Origin of the sequence: Rhodococcus sp. 5A-K4 (assembly GCF_046097995.1) — a bacterium.
GTDB classification, from domain to species: Bacteria; Actinomycetota; Actinomycetes; order Mycobacteriales; family Mycobacteriaceae; genus Rhodococcus_F; species Rhodococcus_F erythropolis.
Genome location: NZ_JBJURM010000021.1, coordinates 19,829 through 38,153 on the forward strand (window position 1 = coordinate 19,829; position 18,325 = coordinate 38,153).

An 18,325-nucleotide genomic window follows, 5' to 3' on the forward strand; every position below is an offset into this window, starting at 1 on the left:
TTTCAAAGTCGCGCTACCGTCAGTGCGAGCAACACGGTTACAACAACTGAGGCGGCGAAATCAGCCGCGGTGACACGCGGTTCCTGAGGGCGCGGCGCCGTAGAACTGTTCGAGCGTGAGAGATCGAGTTACTGCCTCCGAAAACCAACCTGCGCCATGCCGTAGCTGTGGTGCCGTTCGAACAGTTCGGCGGATGGTCTTCGTACGCATTTCGGGGGTGCCGGACGTACCAGATCACTCCCCAGTTCGTCACAGTGACGTTTCACACTTCGGGTGCTCGCCCGTTTCACGAGATCACTGCACGCGCTGCATGATCCACAGTCCGGTCATTCCGAAAGCGACGATCACCAATGGGACATCGAGGAGCCAAAAGGTCCACAACGGTAAGGCGGCATCTTGTCGCAGCGACTGGGCCACGTTCACAACTAGTACGACGATGAGATATGCGCCGAGGAGGTGTCGGGCCGCGAGCCGACAAAGAAAGTTCTCGACAGTTCCTCGTCCGGTCATGGATGTGTGCGAATCGCGTGGTCGGGGACCACCGACAGCTTGACCGGCTGTGGCTCACTCCCGTGCAACACATCGACCGCGCTGTACTGATCGAGAGTGTGGAAGCACCCTGCGGCGGCTGCAGCGGTGGTCATCGCTGACAGCTCATCCGCATCAAAGTCGATTCCCCACATTCGACAGCAAGCCGTGAATGTCGGAATCGACGTCGCAGCCAGACCGAATGCCCCAGCCGTCAAAGCTCCGATGTCTGCCAAACGCGGGTGCCATCGTGGCTCGATATCGAAGCTACGGAACAGTCGCGCGAGGAAATCCGCAGACTCTTCCGGCGCAGTACCACCGAGAGTGTTGCCGGCTAAAGCCCCCGCCAGGTCGGCGATTCGACCAGAGAGAAGTGGACGAGATAGATCGGCACGGTCAGCCAATCCTCGACGGTAATAGCCATTCATACGGAGAGTTGATGGATCCGCGTCAACGAGCTGTTCCTGAGTTAGCGGCACTGTGAAGTCCCAACTTTTCCCGCTCACAAGGCTCAAGGCCGCAACTTCGAGCGCGACGTGTCGCGCCGGATCATTTCCTGTCGCATTGACCTGCACGACAACGAGCTCGCGAGTCCTCATCGAGGATCCCCGCCGTCAGCTTTTGCACCCAGCGCGAAGTCGATCCGCGTGGATCCATCCTGGTGTTCGCCTATATCGAACTCCGAAAGCATTGCGCCCAATCGATTTTCGATGCGGCTCTCCCCCACGTTGTTCATGACATCTTCCTTTCGTCTACAACCTCTGCGTCGTCATTCCCGTTGGTAGGGAAAGGGACTCCATCTATATGCCCGGACAGAACTGCAGCACGCAGGAAGGTGGACAAGATCTCTGCCGACATTCGTCCACTGTGGATCACAGATCCAGGCAAGGACGCGGGCGCAGTTGATGGTTTCGGTGAGTTCATCGTCGTCGAATCTCCTCGATCGTTAATAGACCAGTGCGGGTTGTTCCACCAACAACCTCTCGGAACGGGACGGTACATCCGGTACAGCACATCTCGAACAGGCCGCCCCTAGGATTGCCGGTCACGGACCACGACGAAAATGCCTGGTGATCTGCATGTTTCGTCGAACTCTCGACATGATCAGGTGAGCGGGAATCGAAGTAATGCGATCCCGGCTCACCTCACCGGACGGTATCCGAATCTGCCTCATCTGAGGCACGAGCGTCGACGACGCGCAACGTCAAGTTCAACCAAGGTTCGCCTCACGAACCGGCCCGAGCCCCGAGCCGACCAGCAATCTGATCGATCGACAACCCCAGTCGGTGCATGCGAGCGATACGTGCCGCTCGTGTTTCGGTGACGACGTCCACCAATACTCGGCGATACCGGCTACGCCTTGTGAGTCTTCGACTCGAATCTTTGTGTACACCCGAACGCCTGCTAGCTCGGCGGACGGGACGTCGAGAGGAGCTGGCGGGAGGGGTGATCGACTCCGCAAGGCTGACGCAGGCTCGCCGCCTTGCGGGAAGGACGAAGAAGACTGTCGCGGAACGGATAAATGTCTCCGCCGTGGCGGTCGGCCAGTGAGAGGCTGGAACTGCGAGCCGCGGCCGGACAATGTGGACGCCCTTGCAGGAGTCCTCGATATTCCCGTCGCGTTCCTCGCTGCAGGCAGACCCTATGCACGTCTCGATGCGGCCGATGCCTACTTTCGCAGTTTGCGGCGAACGCCGCGAGCCAACGAGAGAAAGCGATCTCCTTCGTGGAGCAGGTCTGGGAGCTGACGTACGCCTTGGAAAAACGGGTTCGATTCCCGATCGTCGACCTGCCGGGATTCTCCGCAGGCGAGATCCAGCAGACCGACGTTCCCATAGAACCTGTCGCAGCGGCGCAGGCTCTTCGTCGTCACTGGGAACTTGGTGCCGGCCGGATCGGCCGGATGGTTCGCACTATGGAACAACACGGAATCGTTGTCACTCTGGTGCCCGTCGCCGGTACGGAAACCACCACCATCGACGCCTTCTCCACCTCTAAACTTCCCAGACCCATTGTCGTGGCTGACACCGGACCGCGCCGACGATGTGTACCGGCACCGATTCAGCGCCGCTCACAAGCTGGGCCACCTTGTGATGCACAGCGACTGTGTGCCTGGAGATACGCAGTAGGAGCGCGAGGCCGACATGTTCGCCGCCGAATTCCTCACTCCCAGTGCCGAAATAACACCGCTGCTGCCGGCGCGCCTGGACTTCAAAAAACTGGGAGAGCTGAGCACACAGTGGGGCGTATCGGTCGTCTCGCTCCTGCGTCGCTGCAAAGAGGTTGGCACGGTCTCCGAAGCAACCTACCGGCGCTCCCACCAGCGACTCGCCACACTTCGTACCTCAGGACTGTTCGCCCGTGAATCCGTCCAGGGGTACACGGAAGAGGTCCTGGCACTTCTTCGGGCCGCCTTCGAGATGGCAGAAGCGAACGGGACGTCGCTCACGAATCTCGCCGCAGAGTTGCGGATAACCCTCCCGAGGTTACGACTTCTCCTGGGCTAGGGCGATACACGGGCACAACTGAATGGCGATCGCGCGAGGTGTTGAGCACGTAATTCACAAGCAAGACGGCAAGATCGGGGAGGAAACACCTACCCGCGCAGTCACGACCCTTGTTCATCCAAAGGCTGAGCCGCCTGATGACTGAATCGAATCGACGGCCGCCGCGGTCAATTACTGGCGGGCCATGCCGCGTGCGGATTCGCGGCGCGGACAGAACGGCGCCCAACCCGTATCACGCCTGGCAAGTCCTCCTCCACCTCCACCACCACCTCGCGGCGGTAGCGGGCAATCCACTGCCACCGAGACATCCTGAGCCTTCAGCTGCCTGTCGGATCATCTGAAGGGGGCGCAGACGCCACCCATTCAACTCGTTCCGCTCCCGTGAGCGGAACGTAAATTCCCAGTGTGCCTTCGACGTGAGAGAGAAACTCTCCAGCGGGAGACATTTTCCATTGTTGAGGGATGTAGATGTCGCGAGGCTCCGGGTACGTTGCGATGAAACCTTTTTGTCCGGCATGTAGCCGCCGACCCATTTCCCGTCGCTCGTATAGATTCGGACGTAACAGTCGGCCTGTGTCGCTGCGTAGTCCCAGGCCGTCGGCGTCGAATGCCGGCGCTCGGCAAACGTGAACGGATACCACCGTTTTCGGAATCTCACGTGAGCAAGCACCGCAGCAAGCGCAGGAATCACTACCGCCAGTATCAGGACTGTCAGACCGCTTATTCGTGGGCGAGCGAGTACGGCGGATTGCATGGGGCTACTGGCACCTGCAATGAGGGATACGAGCCACGGACCAGCCACGGACCAGCCACGGACCAGCCACGATGAGATAAAGGCAATCGAAGATCACGCTGGCCGCGATGGCATGGATCAACCGGACACTGAAGTCCTTCTCGTCCGCTCCAAGCCCGCGTAGAAACCTTCGCGTTGCGGTGAAGATGATGCCCGGGACCACCAGGAGCAGGATGGCAACAACTTGAAATAGTGTTTGAGGCAACGTCATCTAGCTATTCTGTCCTTGACCGTTGTCGAGTCATCGCCTGCCTGTGCGGCATATCGAATCACGCTCCCCTCGCCGGGTTTAAGAACCTCGGCCGGAAATATCCTCGGCGAGTTGTCGGACTCGGCATTCAGCCAGCAGGGCAGCGAAGGGTTCAGTCTTGTTCGTGACCGCGTTTGCGTTTCGCTGATTTCTCCTGTGGGCGCGTGGTTTCGGGTGTAGACGAACTCTGACCACGGGTTGTTGTCGGCGGTGCCGGGAAAGCTAGGCGAACGGCGCGCACGGGGTCGTCGAGTTCGCTGGCGTCTGAGAGTCGCGACGGTGGCTGGGTCTCGGCGAGTGCCTTGTTCAGCACCGCTTCGAGGCGGTCTGTTCGGGTGGTGGATTGATTGTAGAAGCGAGCGTGAACGAATTCAGTTCGTAGTAGCCGGTTTTCGGCGAACTGCGTGATATCCAGTTCGTAGCCTGCGTGGCGGGCGAGTTCGGAGAAGAACACGAATTGGGTTCTGGTGTTTCCTTCTCGGAAGCTGTGGATGGTGTTGATTTCACCCCAATGTTCGGCGAGGCCAGCGACGAATTCTTCGCGGTCTCGGCCGCGCAGGAGATCGTGTTTGGCGAGTCGACGAAATTGGAGGGTGGCGGCATCAGCAATGGCCGGGGCGGGGTAGTAGCCGTAGTTCACCATGGGTGCGTGGGGATCGCCTGGCGGGAAATTGACGACGTCGGGCCCGCTTTTACTCATCTGGCTGAGCGGGCCGGTGCGTTCTTCTCCGGCCCAGTCGTACACGTCCTGAAAGAGTGCGCGGTGGATGGCTTTGAGGTGGTTGTAGTCGAATGAACCGCGAATGGGATCGAGTTTCGCGGCGACCAGGCGCACGGACGCGGCGCGCTCTTCGAACTGCCGGAGCTTGTCGGGATCTGTGGTTCCGTAAGGTTGGGTTGCGCTGGTCAGTTTGTTGCGTAGAACAGTGGTACCTGGGATGTAGTAGTCATCCCAGGAACGAAACTGTGGAGTTTTCCGCGGCAAGGGACGTCAATACCCCAGCTCGCGGCGAAACGCAGCGATTTCTTCTTCCGGGGTAGAAGTTCCGGAAGCGACGCGGCGGGTGGCCGCTTCATCAGCCGGGGTGAAAGTTCCGCCGGCCAGGCGAATTCCCGCAGCGGCGAACTGGACGGATTCTTCGATGTCGTGAGGGCTGGCTTGGCGTGCTGCGGTCATAGGCACTGCTCCTTGCATTCGTTTCGTTCGTTCAAAGCTGCGGCGAGGGCAAGTTCGACGGCTTCGTCGCCGGTGATTTCTCCCCGTAGTTGCCGGCGCCCGATGGCGATGTCCGCGGCGCTGGGCTCCATACCCGCCATGCGGTGACCGGCCGTGGCGGCGGCGATCGCGCGGTCGATCTGGGCTTCCGTCAGGCGTGGTTGCGAGTTGGATGCGATGCTCACTGGTGCTCCTTCGCCGTCGCGGGGACAGTGCGGTCACACATCAGGGAGCTGCGCACTGTTCACTATTCTACCTGATCATTGCTATTTTCCTGCGGTATCCGGGGCTCGCGGAGGCAGTCGAAACCAAGTGGATCAATCGGGTCGTGGACGGTGCGGTGCGCCTTCGCAAGCCAGGCGAGGACCGGTTCCCGCCGCGGTCTCGACTGAAAATCAGGTCGCCGCCTAGACCGATCTGCAAGATTTTCCTGCAGGTCAGGACTTTCAGCTTTCGCTGTTGTCTGGTCAGTGGGGCGACCTGATGCTCGTCGCGGTGTTGATGGTAGTTCGGGGGTCCGACAGTGTTGCGGTTATGGCGGTGGTGTCGTCACGCTCGATCGAAGCGACGAAGCGACGTAGGTCAGATGACTCGCGGATCTCTCTGTGCTTGGATGCTTTGCAGCGGATCAGGTCCGGTTTTCGAGTTTGTCCGCCACTCGTTTGCCCAGAAGTTTGTCCACGGGGTGCCGATCGATCTGATTCAGCGTCAAAGACGACTCGGGGTGGGGCAAACGGGTCACGGTCGCAGTCGAGGGCTCCGGCACCTCCAGCGCCACCTCACGTGCCTCGACGAGTCGATTCTCGTACACCCAATCGTTCGCGTCGTCTTCTCGTTCGAAATCCGCGGTGAGGAACCAGTTGGCGAGGAACATGTGGCTTTTCGGCAACAGCGTCCACACTTTTTCGCGGTCGATCGCTGCGCGTGCACCCGGACTCGTGACCGCGAGCCATTCCAGCGCCCCGCTCGACGCATTGCTGACCCGCCAGAACTCCCAACCATCTTTAGCCACGTACGTCACTTCCTCGCTCTTTGGCCCCGATCTGTGAATCTGCCGAGCCGGAGAAGGAAGCGGACTCGCGTTTCACGAGCAGCACCAGGCCTCACCCAGGCACGATGACTTCCTTGCCTCTCTCGGACCCGCCGTATCGTCGATATGCAGTCCCCACGCTGGTCAGTGTGGTGAACTACCAGCCACCGCGCATGAGATCGGATAATCTAAGCGACCGCTTTCGTTGGCCAACCTGACGTGGAAGAGAACCGATACCGAGATGAACCAGAAATACTGGGATGATCTGACCGCCGAAGGCCGGGAACTCACGCGGGTAGCAGAGGGCGAAGCCCGAGATGTGAAGGTGCCACTACATGCCGAGGATCGGGCGGCTGTTCGAAAGCTGGCCGATACCTACCGCTCATCGGTCCGTGATACGCGCTACCGCGACCCCAATCGACCCGAGCATCAACTGCAGGACGTCGTTGATGCGTACCGGTGGATGTACCCACATGCCTCACAGTGCGTCGGTCCACGAGGAGTGATGCGATTCGCATCCGGTTCGGACAAAACGTAGGCGGGCAGAACGTAGGACTCGATACCATCGAAGAGCGCATCGCCGCGGCCGAGGCTGCAAAGTGTCCACTCCGTCCACTCCAACTCTGGTAGTGACGCTGCCACTCGACACTGACGATGCACGTTCAGTGTGGACGTATTTCGTTGCTGGGCAGCGCATTTCATCGACAGGATGACATAATCTAAGTTACGGCAATGCAATGGGAACTGCCCACAAACGGTGGTACCGATCACTGTCGGCACCACCGTCCTTGGGCTCATCGTGATCCGATGTCGTTGCGACAGTACGCCTATCACCGGATCGTGATGTCGACTTCCTTGGCCGCCTCGTCGAGACTGGCGAGAACCTCGTGAAGGAAACCGTTGGGGTCCGAGGCGTGGACGTGGCGGCGGAAGATCTCCTCGCCGATGTACCTCGCGCGGTCGATCGTCGATCCCGTTCCGCTGAAAGCGAGGCATCTCTGCCATGCGGGTTGAGCTGTTACCGACAACCTGTCGTGGATCGGGTCGGACAGCCTTTTGGCGATGGCATTGGAGAACTCGTCGATCACCGCGGTCAAGATGATCGAATCGTCAGGGCGGCGACCGGTCCAACTCTTCGGGGTTTCGAGCTGCTTGTAGATCTCTTCCTTGACGAATTCCCGCAGGTCTGACGATGGACGCAGCGTGTTGTATTCGTCGGCGCTGCCTTCGGCGAAGCGACGGTTGAGTGCTTTGATCCGGGTCCAATGTTCGCGGGCAATGCCGGGCAGTGCCTTCCGCCCGAGCACGGCGTCCCAGCGGCGGTGAAAATCTCCGATTCCGGTGACGACTGCCTTCTCGAGGCCTGCCTTGTCGTAGACCGGACGTGCTGGACCCAGATCGGGTCGGTCCGTGACCTTTTCGATCATCTCGAGCAGTCGTGTGAACTGATTGATCGACCACTTTCCATCGGTGTCTGTCCGCTGGAGGGCTATGTCGATACGCGAGAGGAATACTCTGTTGTCATCCAACCGCCGACGCAGCGCTTGTTCTGCACGTGAGTTGAAATCGTCTCGGATCGTTGCCAACAGGTTGTTCACACTGTCGAGAACATGATGTGCCCGGTCCTTGATGGAAGCAAGATTGTCGCCGGTGACCTCGTCGAAGTGAGTGAAACAAAAGATCAGTTTCTCTGCGTTGCCCGAGGTCAGGATCGAGCGGACCGCGGCGGCGGGAGCTGCCTGCACCGGCTGGGCGGCATTGTCCACCAGCAGTACCGCATCGACGGTGTTGATGCGGTTCGCGACTGCGGTCGACAGGGACGCTGAGGACTTCGGGGTGTGGCCCAACCCTTCGCCGTCGATGAGGACCAGACGAGGGATTTCTCCTTGCCACCAGGTGGGGTGGAACGGTCCTGCGACGCGGATCCCGTCGACCAGCGGGGTGAGAAGGTGTCCGAACAGCGGTGCGTAGTTGGAGGAGAACCTGTTGACGGCGCGAAGGAACGCAGTCCGGTCGCTGCTTTCCCACGTCCAGTTTTCCGGCCATCCGTGAACGTCTCGCTCGATCTGTCCGGTGGACAGGGCGGAGAACCGTTTCTCCATCTCCGCCAGCAGAGAGGTGATGACCGCTTGGAACTTCTCGTCGGTGCGCAGCAGACGATCGAGTTCGTCGTCGAGTAGTTCGGTGACGACCTGCTCGTCTTCGGTCGTCGCGTCGAGTTCCGTGCGGATGGTCTCGGCATACGTGGTTACCAGCTCACGCAGCGTCCCGATCGCCTGATCGATCACCGTGTTGGTCTCCTCCAGGTCGATGGAGGGAAGGTACTGAGGGTCGGCATCGAAACTCGAGCTCTCCCCTTCTGCGTCGTCCGCGGAGTCGAACTCGTCGAATTCATCGAACTCGTCGAACTGCTTCACGCTCTGTTCGTTCGTGGCGGGTTCGGTGCGTCGTCCCAGGATGTAGCTGAAACGGAACCGTTGTTGCTCGTGATCGAGTAGGCGATCTCGCACGTCTTTCTCGGCCGCGCCGTGCAGGATCGACAGTGCTGCGCTGCAGCCACAGTCTTCGAGATGTTTGACGACCTCACTGCGGCCGAAGAAGGTGATGACTGCTTTGAAGTCCCCGTCGGCGAGGACGATCTCGGAGTCGGCCACCGTGGTCTTGGCGGTGGAGGTGGAAGGGAATCGGTCATTGACGGGATCTGTTCCCAACAACTGACGAACGACGGTGGTCTTGCCTGCCCCCGTCGTACCGAGCAGCAGGACCTGCCGGTAGTCGTCGTCCACCGTGGGCAAAGGGATGTAGCGCTCTCGAACTGTTCTGCTCTGTTCAACTGCTCCCATGAGGGGTGCTCCTTGTTTTCTACGTACAAAGTGTGGGGACCGCTGTCGGTCATGGCGCGGCGGCACATGCCCACCCCTTCTCGCCGGTGGAGTGAGCAGAACCTGGTCAACGAGGTTCAGCAGGTAAAGCGGTTGTGCAGTTGTCGATCTACCTGACGAATTTGGCCGAAATCTCAGCGTGCGACGGTGATTGCGTGTGCGGCGAACGCAACCGAAAGCGAACTCAGAAGCTTCTTGTTCAGATTCGCCTGTCGTTGAGCGAGGTCGGCGGTGTGTTCCAGTTGCGTCATCATTGCGCCGATCTCCTGTTGTTCGGCCAGCGGCAATACCGGGACCTCGATCTTGTTGATCTGCACTGTAGACGGACCGACCGGATTGCTTGCCAGAGCTGGTCGGTTCCCCGACCGGATGCACGTCCGAATGAAACCGGGGTCGGCTACGTCCGGATCCACCCGAACCACATAGAAGTGCTGCGAAATGGTCCAGCCGGCTTCCTGATCAGTCAGGACGGTGCTGACAAGATCGGTTCTCCCTGGAGTCAATGCTTGGACCAGGATGTCTCCGGAGCGGGTTTCCACCCGACGCCGCATCGACACTCGGTCGACGAACTGCACCTCCGGCTCTACGCCGGCCCGTAAATCACGCACTGCCCGCGGGGTCAGTACCCCGACCCGATCGGATCCAGACTCTCCGGACTTTCCGGACTCGCGAGAATCGATCACCGGAGCTCCCCGGATCACCTCGACTCCGGGATACGCCTCGAGGCGTTCGGCCCGCACGTCACGTTCGACCACGATGAGAGGGAAATCGAGCGGTAGGTCGCGTTCGGTGGGGATACTCCGAAGCTCTTCTGCCAGAGCGTGGATCTCGTCGAGTTGCTGTTGCGGGTCGACGACGTTCTGCTTGGCGAGCCAGGTTTCCGGATCCAGGCCGGTTCCCGGTTCGAGCAGAGTCCTGACGGGGAGAACGATCTCGGTATCGCTGTCGGCGATAGTGCCCGACGAACGCCACCGTCGGTACTGTTCGACGACGGTGGCCGTCTCGATCTGCTTCCCTCGCCCTTGTGGTTCGGCGATGCACGCCAAGAACACGCGATCAGGGTCGACCGTGCTCCCGGGTGTTGCCAAGATCCACAGTGCAGAGGCAATCGCGGTGTAGGGGCGCAGCATTCCGGCGGGAAGGGAGATGACCGCTTCGATTGCACCTCGGCGCAGCATTTCGTCGCGCCAGTCTTTGGTGCGTCCGCTTGACGAGAGGTCTCGACGTGGAGTCAATACGAACGCTCGCCCCTGCGGCGCCAAGTGGGAGATCGCATGCTGGAGCCAGATGCCGTTGTCGCGTTGTGTCGGCTTTCCGAACACCCACCGGGGGTCTGCCAGATTCACATCGCGATCGATGTGGGTACCCCACGGCGGGTTGGTGACCACGATGTCAGCTTCGAGCCCGTGGAACGGGTCACCGGCCACGGAGTTACCCACTCGAAGTTCGACGTTCCGATGTCGCAACACTGCCCGGCTGGTCGCCACGGCGAGCACCCCGGAATCGGTATCGACACCGAACAAGGTCGACTGCGGCTGCGATTTTCCTACCGCGATCAACAAATTCGCGTAGCCGACGGCCGGGTCGAGGACGACACCGGCGCCACCGGGCAGCAGATCGACGAACAGATCGGTGATCGCCGAGGGTTCGGTGTAGCTGCCGAGGGCTCGAGGATCCATCATCAACAGTTCGTCGTACACCTCCGCCAACCCCTCTGCCGGCACGCTCGCGACGATATCGGCCACGGACTCGAGCACGACGTCCTCGACGATCAGGCAGCCCGATCGGTCCACCAACTCCAACAAGCACCCCTGCAGATTCGCTTCTCTCTCACAGATGAGATCGATGACCTGTTCGGGTGTCCGGTCTTCGGCATTTTCGGTCAGTAGCCGGCTCAAGGAATCTGCGCCGATGTCGGAGAGGTCCAGTCCTGTCGCCGGGCCCTGCTCGATGGCGGCGCGGGAAGCAGTGCGCAGTAGGTGGTCGAGCACGATGGCCGAACATGCAATCTTGATTGCCGTACCGGGGGCGTAGCGGCCTTGGAGGTGCTGCATCAAGCGCGACGCGATGGACCGATGGCCTTGTGTCTCTGTGCGACGCAGCAGGATTCCGCGTCCATTATCGACGAGCCACTGCTCGATCTCCGTGCGGTCGAACATCGGGCTGGGGGTATCTGCCGCTTCCTTGGGAGCAGGAAAATCACTGTGACGTTTACGCCACTGGGTTACCGCGGCGCGGCTGACGCCCGCCATCTCCGCGATGTCCGACGCTCGGACGAGAGGGATACTCATGCAACAACATCCTTGGTGGAGAGTGGGCGATCGAGAAGTGTCACATCGTGTGCGGAGAGGCGAAGTGCTCGCGAGAGGTTTCGGCTTCGACTGACCACGTGGGTGCGCATACCGGCGGCGGCCAGGGCGGACAGGTCTTGGGCGAAGATGCCGTCTCCGGACCCGAGGTAAATCGTGGTGAAGCGGCCGGCGAGGTCTTCGGTGGCAATCACCTCGCGCAGAGCTTCGTCGGCGCCGTTCACTCCTGATCTCGGTGGTAGCAGTCGCGCCGACCTCCAGTCCAAACCCGAGGCGAGGGCGTTGTGATGCGAGGCCGCCACGATGATGTGGTCGCCGACGGCGGCACGTACGACGGCGATGTAACGACGCATCGTCAACGCAGCGTCGATGCCGCGAACATCCGCTGCGTTGCACAGATTTTCCATGTCGAGCAGATGCACCACGCGTTCTCCGGCGGCGCGTGCCGGGGCCATCTCCGCTGGCCGGTCCAGAAGTCGAACCGGGGCCTTGGCATCCATCAACCGCACACCACTGCTGCAAGCGTTCATCTCAGATCCTCCTGGCCGACGGTCCTCGTACTGTCGATGACGCTAGTACACACCCGCCCTCAATGCAAGCGTTAACTCGGTTAACGGACTTAACTAAAATTAAGTTTCGAAATGTGTCACTACACAGCCGATCGAACAGTTAACTTAACTAGCAGGCCAGGAAGAAATACTGCGCCTTCAGCCGGGCAAAAGATCCGGACTTGAATCTCACTGAACAGCACCCCGGGCGACCACTCATTCCAGGCGAACATGAGAACTGTTAACACCAAGCCGCCGACCATGAGAACACTTCGGCCACTCGGCTGAGTACCAATTGCCTCACTGGCTCCACTTGACGGGTACAAAATGAGAAACAGGCCGCCACTTGCGACCGATCGGCAAGGGATGGAGTCCTTGCAGATCAGGACCACCGATGGTGCCGCGGCCTGGGTCAGTGTGGCGACCTGTTGCTCGTCGCGTGTCGACGCTAGCTGCTAGGTCTGACAGAGATGGTGAATGTTGTTGGTTCCCGAGCGTTGCCCCGATTGTGAATCCGGCAGCCGGTCAGGCGTGCGCTGCAGCCTGCCGCCGTGATCCCGTATGCACCCTCTCAGGTGTGGTCCGGGCACCGCAGCTCAGGCAGTACGTCCCATCCACTCGCGGTGAGCCACTGCTGCACCGGATCCGGCAAGGTGCCACTGCGTGCGGTCTGTGCGAAATCGCCGGCAAGGATTGGTCCGTCACCGCACACCGTGCATGCGACGTCGAACGCCGGCGGCCCCGGCTCGCACTGATGGCAATGCGATCGAGCGATCACCACACCAGGATCGGCCGGATTGTCGGTATGAGGATGCAGCCAGATCACGGCCAGGTCGCCGCGTTGATGGGCTGCTTCGGCTCTGGTGCTCGGCTCGTACCCGCAGGACGGGCAGATCCGCGACGTTCGCGCCGCCGCAACAGGGACCGCAGCTACCGTGCTCACCGGATCAGTCGGCACATTCGCCGCCGCCGCCGGTGCGCGCTTGTTCAGGTGTCCGTAGACAGTAGTGCGGGGAACGTTCAACATCGTCGCGATCTGTGCGACCGTCTTCTCCCCCGCGTCGTAGAGCTGCTGGGCGAGTGCGATTTGATCGTCGGTGAGCTTCGGCGGACGGCCGCCCTTTCTGCCACGTGCCCGCGCAGCTGCCAAGCCGTCCCGAGTGTTCGCCACGATCAACTCACGTTGGAGTTCCGCGAGGACGGAGAGCATCCCGAACATCGCTCGCCCTTCCGCTGTGGCGGTGTCGATGCCCTGCTCGAGAACCTTCAAGCCGATCCCCCGCTCGCGCAACTCTGCGCCGAGGCTGATCAGATGCAACACCGAACGCCCCAACCGATCCAGCCGAGTGATCACCAACGTGTCACCGTCCCGCATCCGCGCCAGCACCGCATCGAGTTGCGGCCGTGAGGCTTTCGCACCGCCCGCGTGGTCGGTGTGTATGTTTGCGGCGTCGATCCCAGCACGCGTCAGGGCGTCGATCTGGTGGGCGGGGTTCTGATCTGCGCTCGACACTCTGGCGTAACCGAACAACATCTGTCGAAAACTACCCTTCTTTAGGGGTTTCCGTCAGGTTTGGAGTCGTCAGCATCTGCCGGGATCAGGCGTGGGAGCGCGAATTCAGAAACTCGTCGGTGTACCGGAACAAGCGCTCTCTGAAGTACCTCACCACTATGAAATGTGGGGATACACCAACTTCAACGGCGGTTCACAGCAGCGGAGGAGCCACCGACGATCCTTCGTATATCTTCGCCATCGCGTCGTTGTAAGACGACTTGCGATCGGCGTAGACGATCCGGGAGCGGGCAATGGAACTTTCCGCTGTGGAACCGACTGCCGTGTAGAGCGTTTCGAGGTAGTAGCCGAAACCGTCGACAGTTTCGCGGATGTCGTTCACCGCGTTCTCGAGATGGTCCGGAAGGTCCCTGCCTTCGAGGATCGCGATGTAGGAGTCCATCGTGCTCGCAAACGCCTGCTTGTAGCCGACGATGTCGAGAACTGATGCGCGGCCTGCACCGACATCTTCTCCGAAAACCAGGGCTTCGTCGATGGCAGCTTTCGCCAGTCGTGTCGCGGGATCGACTTTGCCGACGTAAGTTTTGGCGTCTGCCAGCCGTTGCTCCGCGTCTTTGCGTTCCTTGTCCGCAGCTCTGCGCGCGGATTCGGCATTTCGGCGTTCGGTGTCTGCGTCGCGCTCACGTATTTCGGCCAGGACGGGTGAATCCTCCGGAAGGATTTCCCGGATTCTCTCGTCTTCCGGTTTCGCGATCTTCAAGGTGACGGTGTCCTTCTGGTCCATCCGATCCCCCGCCGGCGGGACCTGTCCGACCACCACCCAGTTGGCGTCCATCAGGGGCTGACGGTCCGATATCGCGTCGATATCCTCGAATTCCTTGAAACCTGCGTCTTTGAGCACATTGTGGGCATCGTCGAGTCGAATACCTGCCACCTTCGGCACTTCGACCGGATCACTCCCACAGGCCACCAACGCGAAAGAAAATGCGAGTCCGGTTATCAGGGCTGTGGTGGTGCGCTTCGTCGGCATTTTACCTGTCTTTGGGCAGCTGGCAGATTCGGGAACTGTCTCCCCGATGATTTGTTCTCGGATATTGCATCATGCGGCAAACCCGCCCACTGCATCGCCCGATATTCCATTTCACTCAGCAATGTCGGAGTGCTCGGGCATAGTGCGTTAAGAAGTCATCCCATTCGAAGCACAGATCAGGACACACATGCCCACGCCATCAGATGATCGGCTTGAACTCCTCGCGAAGCGCTGCAACGCCGACCTCGGCGATTCTGATCTGTGGTTCCGCCCGGATGGCTACCCGCGCAGCCTTGCTCTGTGCATCATCGACTCGATCGCGTCCACCGGCGCACACTACAACTCCGTCAAAAACGTCCTGAGGCATTACATCGACTTCCGGCAGGCGCAGGGCGGTGATGCCGACACCGACAATGCCGGCGCCCTGTTGGAGACTTTCGACGAACTCGGCGGCCCGAAGGATTGGGCCGAGATGACGAACAACCGCAAACCGACCTCGACGACCAAAGGTGCTCCGCTCAAGGCTGCGGCCATACATGAGGCTGCCGGGCGGCTGCGTGAGCTGGGAATCGACAGCACCGACGACCTCCGCGCAGCCGACGCCGACGAACTCGACAGCGCGAAGAAAGCCTGGGCGCGGGTACCTGGCCAGCGTTCCGGGATCACCTGGAACTACTTCCTGATGCTCGCGGGTACTCCCGGTGTGAAAGCTGATCGCATGGTCATCCGCTACGTCGCCGACGCGATCGGAGCGGCCGCGGAGAATGTGAGCGCAACCGATGCCGCGATGCTTGTGAAAGCGGTCGCCGAAAAATGCGGCCACAACGTCACCATCTCGATCATGCGATCTGGCGATTCGAATCCGGCCGACCTGTGAACCACCAGAGCTGAGCGCTAGCTGCGGAGCGACCAACTACACGCCTGACCTTCTGAGTTCAGCGATTCTCCGCCAACGGAACATGTCGGCGGGCCGTGCCACTCTTGCTGCGAAACAGGGCGATGAGACTGCGAGTCGCATCTGCGTTGATCGTGTCTGAGCTTCGCGGGAAAACGACAGGAGTGAGGTTCAGATGAGTGCTGCGAAAAAGGGTTCACCCGCTGAAGGAGTCGTGGAATTCATCGGTTTCGTTGTCTTCTTGGTGATTGTCATCGGAGCGATTGCCACAGCATGTTCATAAACTCTGGCCGGTGGACGAGTTATCTGCTGGGCGCCTGTTTCGAGGAGTACGACGACCATGAATACTCACCATCATGAGTAACGGACGCAACGCCGACCCCACGGTAGTTGTCGAGAAGAAGAATCGTATTCGCGACACTCATGTGGCGGCGTTGAATTCGCTCGCTGACCGTATCGCCGACTCTGTCGGGCTCCCCCACGGACACGTGCCCTACGTGGATCCGGATCTCGGTGGAATCGATGCGCGAGTTCTTGTTCTGCTGGACAACCCCTCCACGAAAGCTGAGGCCGGTACCGGGTCCGGTCTGCTCAGTCTCGACAACAACGACCGCACTGCACGCAACTGTCGCGAAGCGTATGCCCGCGCCGGTATTTCGTGGTCGGACGTGGTGCATTGGAATGTCGTCCCGTTCCCTGTCTCCGGGGTCAAGAACGGTGGTTCGACCCCGGCCGAACGTGCCCGCGCGGCTCAGTGGACCCGAGAGTTCGTCGCGTTGTGCCCGAATTTGGAGATAGTGCTGTTGTTGGGTGTCGCCGCACGGGACGGGTGGGAGCGCGCCGGCATCGAACGCGACGTGTATGTCGTTCCGGGAAACATTCCTCATTGCTCCGATCGTGGCTTGAACTCGGCCGGCGGACGGGAACGATTCGACGCCGCCATCACCGACATCGCCAGGATGCTTTCCACCGGAAACCACCACACCAGCAGAAAGCGGACATCGATGAACGAGACACCCTCGTCGAACAGTTCATTATCAGAGCCCACTCGACCAGGCACTGCTGCAATGGACCTGTTCGAGGGCGCCGGCCCTGGCAGCGAACTCGCTGTCTCCGTCGAGCCGGAAGGCATTCTCGTTGCCGGGGACCCGGAGGTCGTAGCCGGATACCTCGCGCGCCTGACCGATCTCGCCGGCGAGGCACTCGATGTTTCCGGCGTCAGCACAACCTCGATGGCCAATGTCGCCGCCGCTGCCGTCGGAGCGAAATCTATTGCCGCCCAGGCCGGTCAGTTCGTGCGACTGTCACCGGACAGCGTCCAGGCATTGAAGACGTACAAGGTGCTGCCCGGTAACAACGGATTCTTCCGAATGACCGTCGTCGACCAAGCAGGGAAGTTCCGCCAACAACTGCAATGGCAGAAAGTGTCCCTCGGCCCCACCCAAGCACTGTCCTACCAACTCATCGCGGTGCAGGTCGCCCTCTCGGTGGCCATCGCGTCGGTGAACGAATCGATCGCCCGCGTCGACGGTAAAGTCGAACAACTCCTCGCCCTCGCCCAAGCGTCCCGAGTCGGTGACGTGGTCGGTCATTTCACAACCTTGGATCGGCTCGTCACCACTCTCGACGAACACGGAACACTGCCGACCGCAGACTGGGAATCTGTTGCCGGACTCCGGCCCACCCTGAATGTGACCATCGAGCGCCTCCGAGAACACGTCAAACGCACCTTGGCCGGGTTCGATGCCACTCGCCCGGTCCAGGATCGCGCCGACTATCTCCGCCGAGCAATCGAAGAGAACCGGCTCGGCGAATCCCTGCACCTGTTGGTGGTCGGTGAGCAGTCGCTCTATCTGTGGCAGCGGTTGCGGATCGCGCGCGTGCAGGCCACCGAGCCGCAGCATCTGCAGGTGGTGCTCGACGACGCACGCACAGTGCTGGCCGAGCATTTCGAACGCGACGGCGAACTGTTGCTGCACGCGCGGTCGGAACTGTCGAACTTTGCAAAAATGCACCGACTCGACGGGTTCCGGTGGGGCGCCGCCCACAATCTCAAACACGACATCGTCAAACTCAAGGACGACCTCGACGACTTCGCGCAGGCACGTGGCAGTCAGGTCATGGGATGGACCGACCACGAGAGTCCCAGCGTCGTCGACGCCCTGGCGGAAGTCGGAAGTCGGGCAGCGTCCGCAGGCAGCGCTGTCGCCGGCGCGGCCGGCAAAGCGATCGGTGCCGGTGCCTCAGGAGTCGGATCCGGGCTCGGGTGGGTGGGCCGCGGGATCGGAAACCTCGTGGGCTCGGGAAACCAACACGCAGACAAAGTCGAGATACCGACACCCACAACGGAACATCATCTCGAGGGTGCAGCCACCGCAACCGCACAACCTGACGAGCCGAATCCGAACTCGTGCGACGGCGATGGCGACGATTCGACATCCGAATCCTCCATGCTCACACACCAACCCGATCGAATCATGCCGTCTTCCGCCCCGATCGCGTACGACGACGACATCTTGCAGCTCATGCTCTTCGGCCATCTACAGGTCGGCGACCAGCTGACGTATCACGATACCGGCCGCGGGCTCACCTACATCGCAACGATCACGCGGGACGGGGCCCTCGACGTCGACGGGAAACGCTACGGGCCACCCTCGGCGCCGTTGACGGACATCATGGGCCGGCAACGGCACGGTTGGAGGGACTGGCAACTGGCCGATGGGCGGCAACTTCGACAGCTGCGGCGACAGGCGTACGCAGAAATGCGCCGCTGACACCCGTCCTAGCTCTGCCACCACACGCCGACCCGTCCACAGGATGAAGC

Annotated in this window: 18 protein-coding genes and 2 pseudogenes; 5 read left to right on the plus strand and 15 right to left on the minus strand. The window is 60.8% G+C overall.

Annotated features, from left to right (window positions below; genetic code table 11):
* Positions 1-294: 294 nt before the first annotated feature.
* Genes ACKAMS_RS24025 through ACKAMS_RS24035 form a run of 3 tightly spaced genes read right to left on the minus strand, consistent with a single transcriptional unit; the run spans position 295 to position 1,264 of the window.
* On the minus strand, positions 295-510 hold the full coding sequence (locus tag ACKAMS_RS24025) for a hypothetical protein (protein ID WP_197940564.1): 216 nt from the start codon (positions 508-510) through the stop codon (positions 295-297).
* Positions 507-1,127, minus strand: coding sequence for a hypothetical protein (locus ACKAMS_RS24030; RefSeq protein WP_408989639.1), 621 nt, complete (start codon positions 1,125-1,127; stop codon positions 507-509). Before ACKAMS_RS24030 ends, ACKAMS_RS24025 begins: the two co-directional genes overlap by 4 nt.
* Positions 1,124-1,264, minus strand: a complete 141-nt coding sequence (locus ACKAMS_RS24035) for a hypothetical protein (RefSeq protein ID WP_197940562.1) — start codon at positions 1,262-1,264, stop codon at positions 1,124-1,126. Before ACKAMS_RS24035 ends, ACKAMS_RS24030 begins: the two co-directional genes overlap by 4 nt.
* A gap of 1,408 nt (positions 1,265-2,672) precedes the next feature.
* Here ACKAMS_RS24035 and ACKAMS_RS24040 point away from each other — a divergent pair.
* Positions 2,673-3,035 carry an ImmA/IrrE family metallo-endopeptidase gene (locus tag ACKAMS_RS24040; protein WP_408989640.1) on the plus strand — a complete coding sequence of 121 codons (363 nt, stop codon included), beginning with the start codon at positions 2,673-2,675 and terminating at the stop codon, positions 3,033-3,035.
* A 317-nt stretch (positions 3,036-3,352) separates the two neighbouring features.
* Here ACKAMS_RS24040 and ACKAMS_RS24045 read toward each other — a convergent pair whose 3' ends face one another.
* The 7 genes and pseudogenes from ACKAMS_RS24045 to ACKAMS_RS24075 all read right to left on the minus strand — a co-directional run bounded on the left by ACKAMS_RS24045 (position 3,353) and on the right by ACKAMS_RS24075 (position 6,306).
* Positions 3,353-3,568 carry a DUF6338 family protein gene (locus tag ACKAMS_RS24045; protein ID WP_408989641.1) on the minus strand — a complete coding sequence of 72 codons (216 nt, stop codon included), beginning with the start codon at positions 3,566-3,568 and terminating at the stop codon, positions 3,353-3,355.
* Positions 3,569-3,588: 20 nt separating this feature from the next.
* Positions 3,589-3,789: pseudogene (locus tag ACKAMS_RS24050) on the minus strand (DUF6338 family protein); the annotation flags it as partial.
* A gap of 4 nt (positions 3,790-3,793) precedes the next feature.
* Entirely contained in the window at positions 3,794-4,039 is a 246-nt protein-coding gene (locus ACKAMS_RS24055) for a DUF6338 family protein (protein WP_408989642.1), read from the minus strand.
* A 151-nt stretch (positions 4,040-4,190) separates the two neighbouring features.
* On the minus strand, positions 4,191-5,063 hold the full coding sequence (locus tag ACKAMS_RS24060; RefSeq protein ID WP_408989643.1) for a Fic/DOC family protein: 873 nt from the start codon (positions 5,061-5,063) through the stop codon (positions 4,191-4,193).
* A 6-nt stretch (positions 5,064-5,069) separates the two neighbouring features.
* On the minus strand, positions 5,070-5,255 hold the full coding sequence (locus ACKAMS_RS24065; RefSeq protein WP_408989644.1) for an antitoxin VbhA family protein: 186 nt from the start codon (positions 5,253-5,255) through the stop codon (positions 5,070-5,072).
* A complete protein-coding gene (locus ACKAMS_RS24070) occupies positions 5,252-5,479 on the minus strand; it encodes an antitoxin VbhA family protein (protein WP_197940557.1) in 228 nt (75 codons plus the stop codon). The genes ACKAMS_RS24065 and ACKAMS_RS24070 overlap by 4 nt, the downstream gene beginning before the upstream one ends.
* Positions 5,480-5,922: 443 nt before the next feature.
* Positions 5,923-6,306: a hypothetical protein gene (locus ACKAMS_RS24075; protein ID WP_408989645.1), complete on the minus strand. Its 384-nt coding sequence runs from the start codon at positions 6,304-6,306 to the stop codon at positions 5,923-5,925.
* Between the two features lie 259 nt (positions 6,307-6,565).
* Here ACKAMS_RS24075 and ACKAMS_RS24080 point away from each other — a divergent pair, with 259 nt between their 5' ends.
* Positions 6,566-6,862: a hypothetical protein gene (locus ACKAMS_RS24080; protein WP_408989646.1), complete on the plus strand. Its 297-nt coding sequence runs from the start codon at positions 6,566-6,568 to the stop codon at positions 6,860-6,862.
* A 292-nt stretch (positions 6,863-7,154) separates the two neighbouring features.
* Here the strand turns inward: ACKAMS_RS24080 and ACKAMS_RS24085 are convergent, their stop codons facing one another.
* From ACKAMS_RS24085 to ACKAMS_RS24105, 5 genes are all read right to left on the minus strand, one after another.
* A complete protein-coding gene (locus ACKAMS_RS24085) occupies positions 7,155-9,167 on the minus strand; it encodes a hypothetical protein (protein ID WP_408989647.1) in 2,013 nt (670 codons plus the stop codon).
* A 173-nt stretch (positions 9,168-9,340) separates the two neighbouring features.
* Positions 9,341-11,497: an N-6 DNA methylase gene (locus tag ACKAMS_RS24090; RefSeq protein ID WP_408989648.1), complete on the minus strand. Its 2,157-nt coding sequence runs from the start codon at positions 11,495-11,497 to the stop codon at positions 9,341-9,343.
* A complete protein-coding gene (locus ACKAMS_RS24095; RefSeq protein ID WP_408989649.1) occupies positions 11,494-12,045 on the minus strand; it encodes an NYN domain-containing protein in 552 nt (183 codons plus the stop codon). The genes ACKAMS_RS24090 and ACKAMS_RS24095 overlap by 4 nt, the downstream gene beginning before the upstream one ends.
* Before the next feature lie 589 nt (positions 12,046-12,634).
* A complete protein-coding gene (locus tag ACKAMS_RS24100; protein WP_408989650.1) occupies positions 12,635-13,597 on the minus strand; it encodes a recombinase family protein in 963 nt (320 codons plus the stop codon).
* Between the two features lie 172 nt (positions 13,598-13,769).
* Entirely contained in the window at positions 13,770-14,606 is an 837-nt protein-coding gene (locus tag ACKAMS_RS24105) for a PASTA domain-containing protein (protein WP_408989651.1), read from the minus strand.
* A 187-nt stretch (positions 14,607-14,793) separates the two neighbouring features.
* Here ACKAMS_RS24105 and ACKAMS_RS24110 point away from each other — a divergent pair, with 187 nt between their 5' ends.
* From ACKAMS_RS24110 to ACKAMS_RS24120, 3 genes and pseudogenes are all read left to right on the plus strand, one after another.
* On the plus strand, positions 14,794-15,483 hold the full coding sequence (locus tag ACKAMS_RS24110) for a heme peroxidase (protein WP_408989652.1): 690 nt from the start codon (positions 14,794-14,796) through the stop codon (positions 15,481-15,483).
* Between the two features lie 374 nt (positions 15,484-15,857).
* Positions 15,858-16,466 (plus strand): annotated as a pseudogene (locus ACKAMS_RS24115) (uracil-DNA glycosylase); the annotation flags it as partial.
* Positions 16,467-18,026: 1,560 nt separating this feature from the next.
* Entirely contained in the window at positions 18,027-18,275 is a 249-nt protein-coding gene (locus tag ACKAMS_RS24120) for a hypothetical protein (protein WP_372461259.1), read from the plus strand.
* The last annotated feature ends 50 nt before the right edge of the window (positions 18,276-18,325 follow it).

Bases quoted from the DNA above. Each gene is read 5' to 3' on its own strand.
- ACKAMS_RS24080 (WP_408989646.1), top strand. From the start codon at position 6,566: ATGAACCAGAAATACTGGGATGATCTGACCGCCGAAGGCCGGGAACTC.
- ACKAMS_RS24090 (WP_408989648.1), bottom strand. From the start codon at position 11,497: ATGAGTATCCCTCTCGTCCGAGCGTCGGACATCGCGGAGATGGCGGGC.
- ACKAMS_RS24085 (WP_408989647.1), bottom strand. From the start codon at position 9,167: ATGGGAGCAGTTGAACAGAGCAGAACAGTTCGAGAGCGCTACATCCCT.
- ACKAMS_RS24035 (WP_197940562.1), bottom strand. From the start codon at position 1,264: ATGAACAACGTGGGGGAGAGCCGCATCGAAAATCGATTGGGCGCAATG.
- ACKAMS_RS24045 (WP_408989641.1), bottom strand. From the start codon at position 3,568: ATGGGTCGGCGGCTACATGCCGGACAAAAAGGTTTCATCGCAACGTAC.
- ACKAMS_RS24095 (WP_408989649.1), bottom strand. From the start codon at position 12,045: ATGAACGCTTGCAGCAGTGGTGTGCGGTTGATGGATGCCAAGGCCCCG.
- ACKAMS_RS24065 (WP_408989644.1), bottom strand. From the start codon at position 5,255: ATGACCGCAGCACGCCAAGCCAGCCCTCACGACATCGAAGAATCCGTC.
- ACKAMS_RS24120 (WP_372461259.1), top strand. From the start codon at position 18,027: ATGCTCTTCGGCCATCTACAGGTCGGCGACCAGCTGACGTATCACGAT.
- ACKAMS_RS24040 (WP_408989640.1), top strand. From the start codon at position 2,673: ATGTTCGCCGCCGAATTCCTCACTCCCAGTGCCGAAATAACACCGCTG.
- ACKAMS_RS24105 (WP_408989651.1), bottom strand. From the start codon at position 14,606: ATGCCGACGAAGCGCACCACCACAGCCCTGATAACCGGACTCGCATTT.
- ACKAMS_RS24110 (WP_408989652.1), top strand. From the start codon at position 14,794: ATGCCCACGCCATCAGATGATCGGCTTGAACTCCTCGCGAAGCGCTGC.
- ACKAMS_RS24055 (WP_408989642.1), bottom strand. From the start codon at position 4,039: ATGACGTTGCCTCAAACACTATTTCAAGTTGTTGCCATCCTGCTCCTG.
- ACKAMS_RS24030 (WP_408989639.1), bottom strand. From the start codon at position 1,127: ATGAGGACTCGCGAGCTCGTTGTCGTGCAGGTCAATGCGACAGGAAAT.
- ACKAMS_RS24025 (WP_197940564.1), bottom strand. From the start codon at position 510: ATGACCGGACGAGGAACTGTCGAGAACTTTCTTTGTCGGCTCGCGGCC.
- ACKAMS_RS24100 (WP_408989650.1), bottom strand. From the start codon at position 13,597: ATGTTGTTCGGTTACGCCAGAGTGTCGAGCGCAGATCAGAACCCCGCC.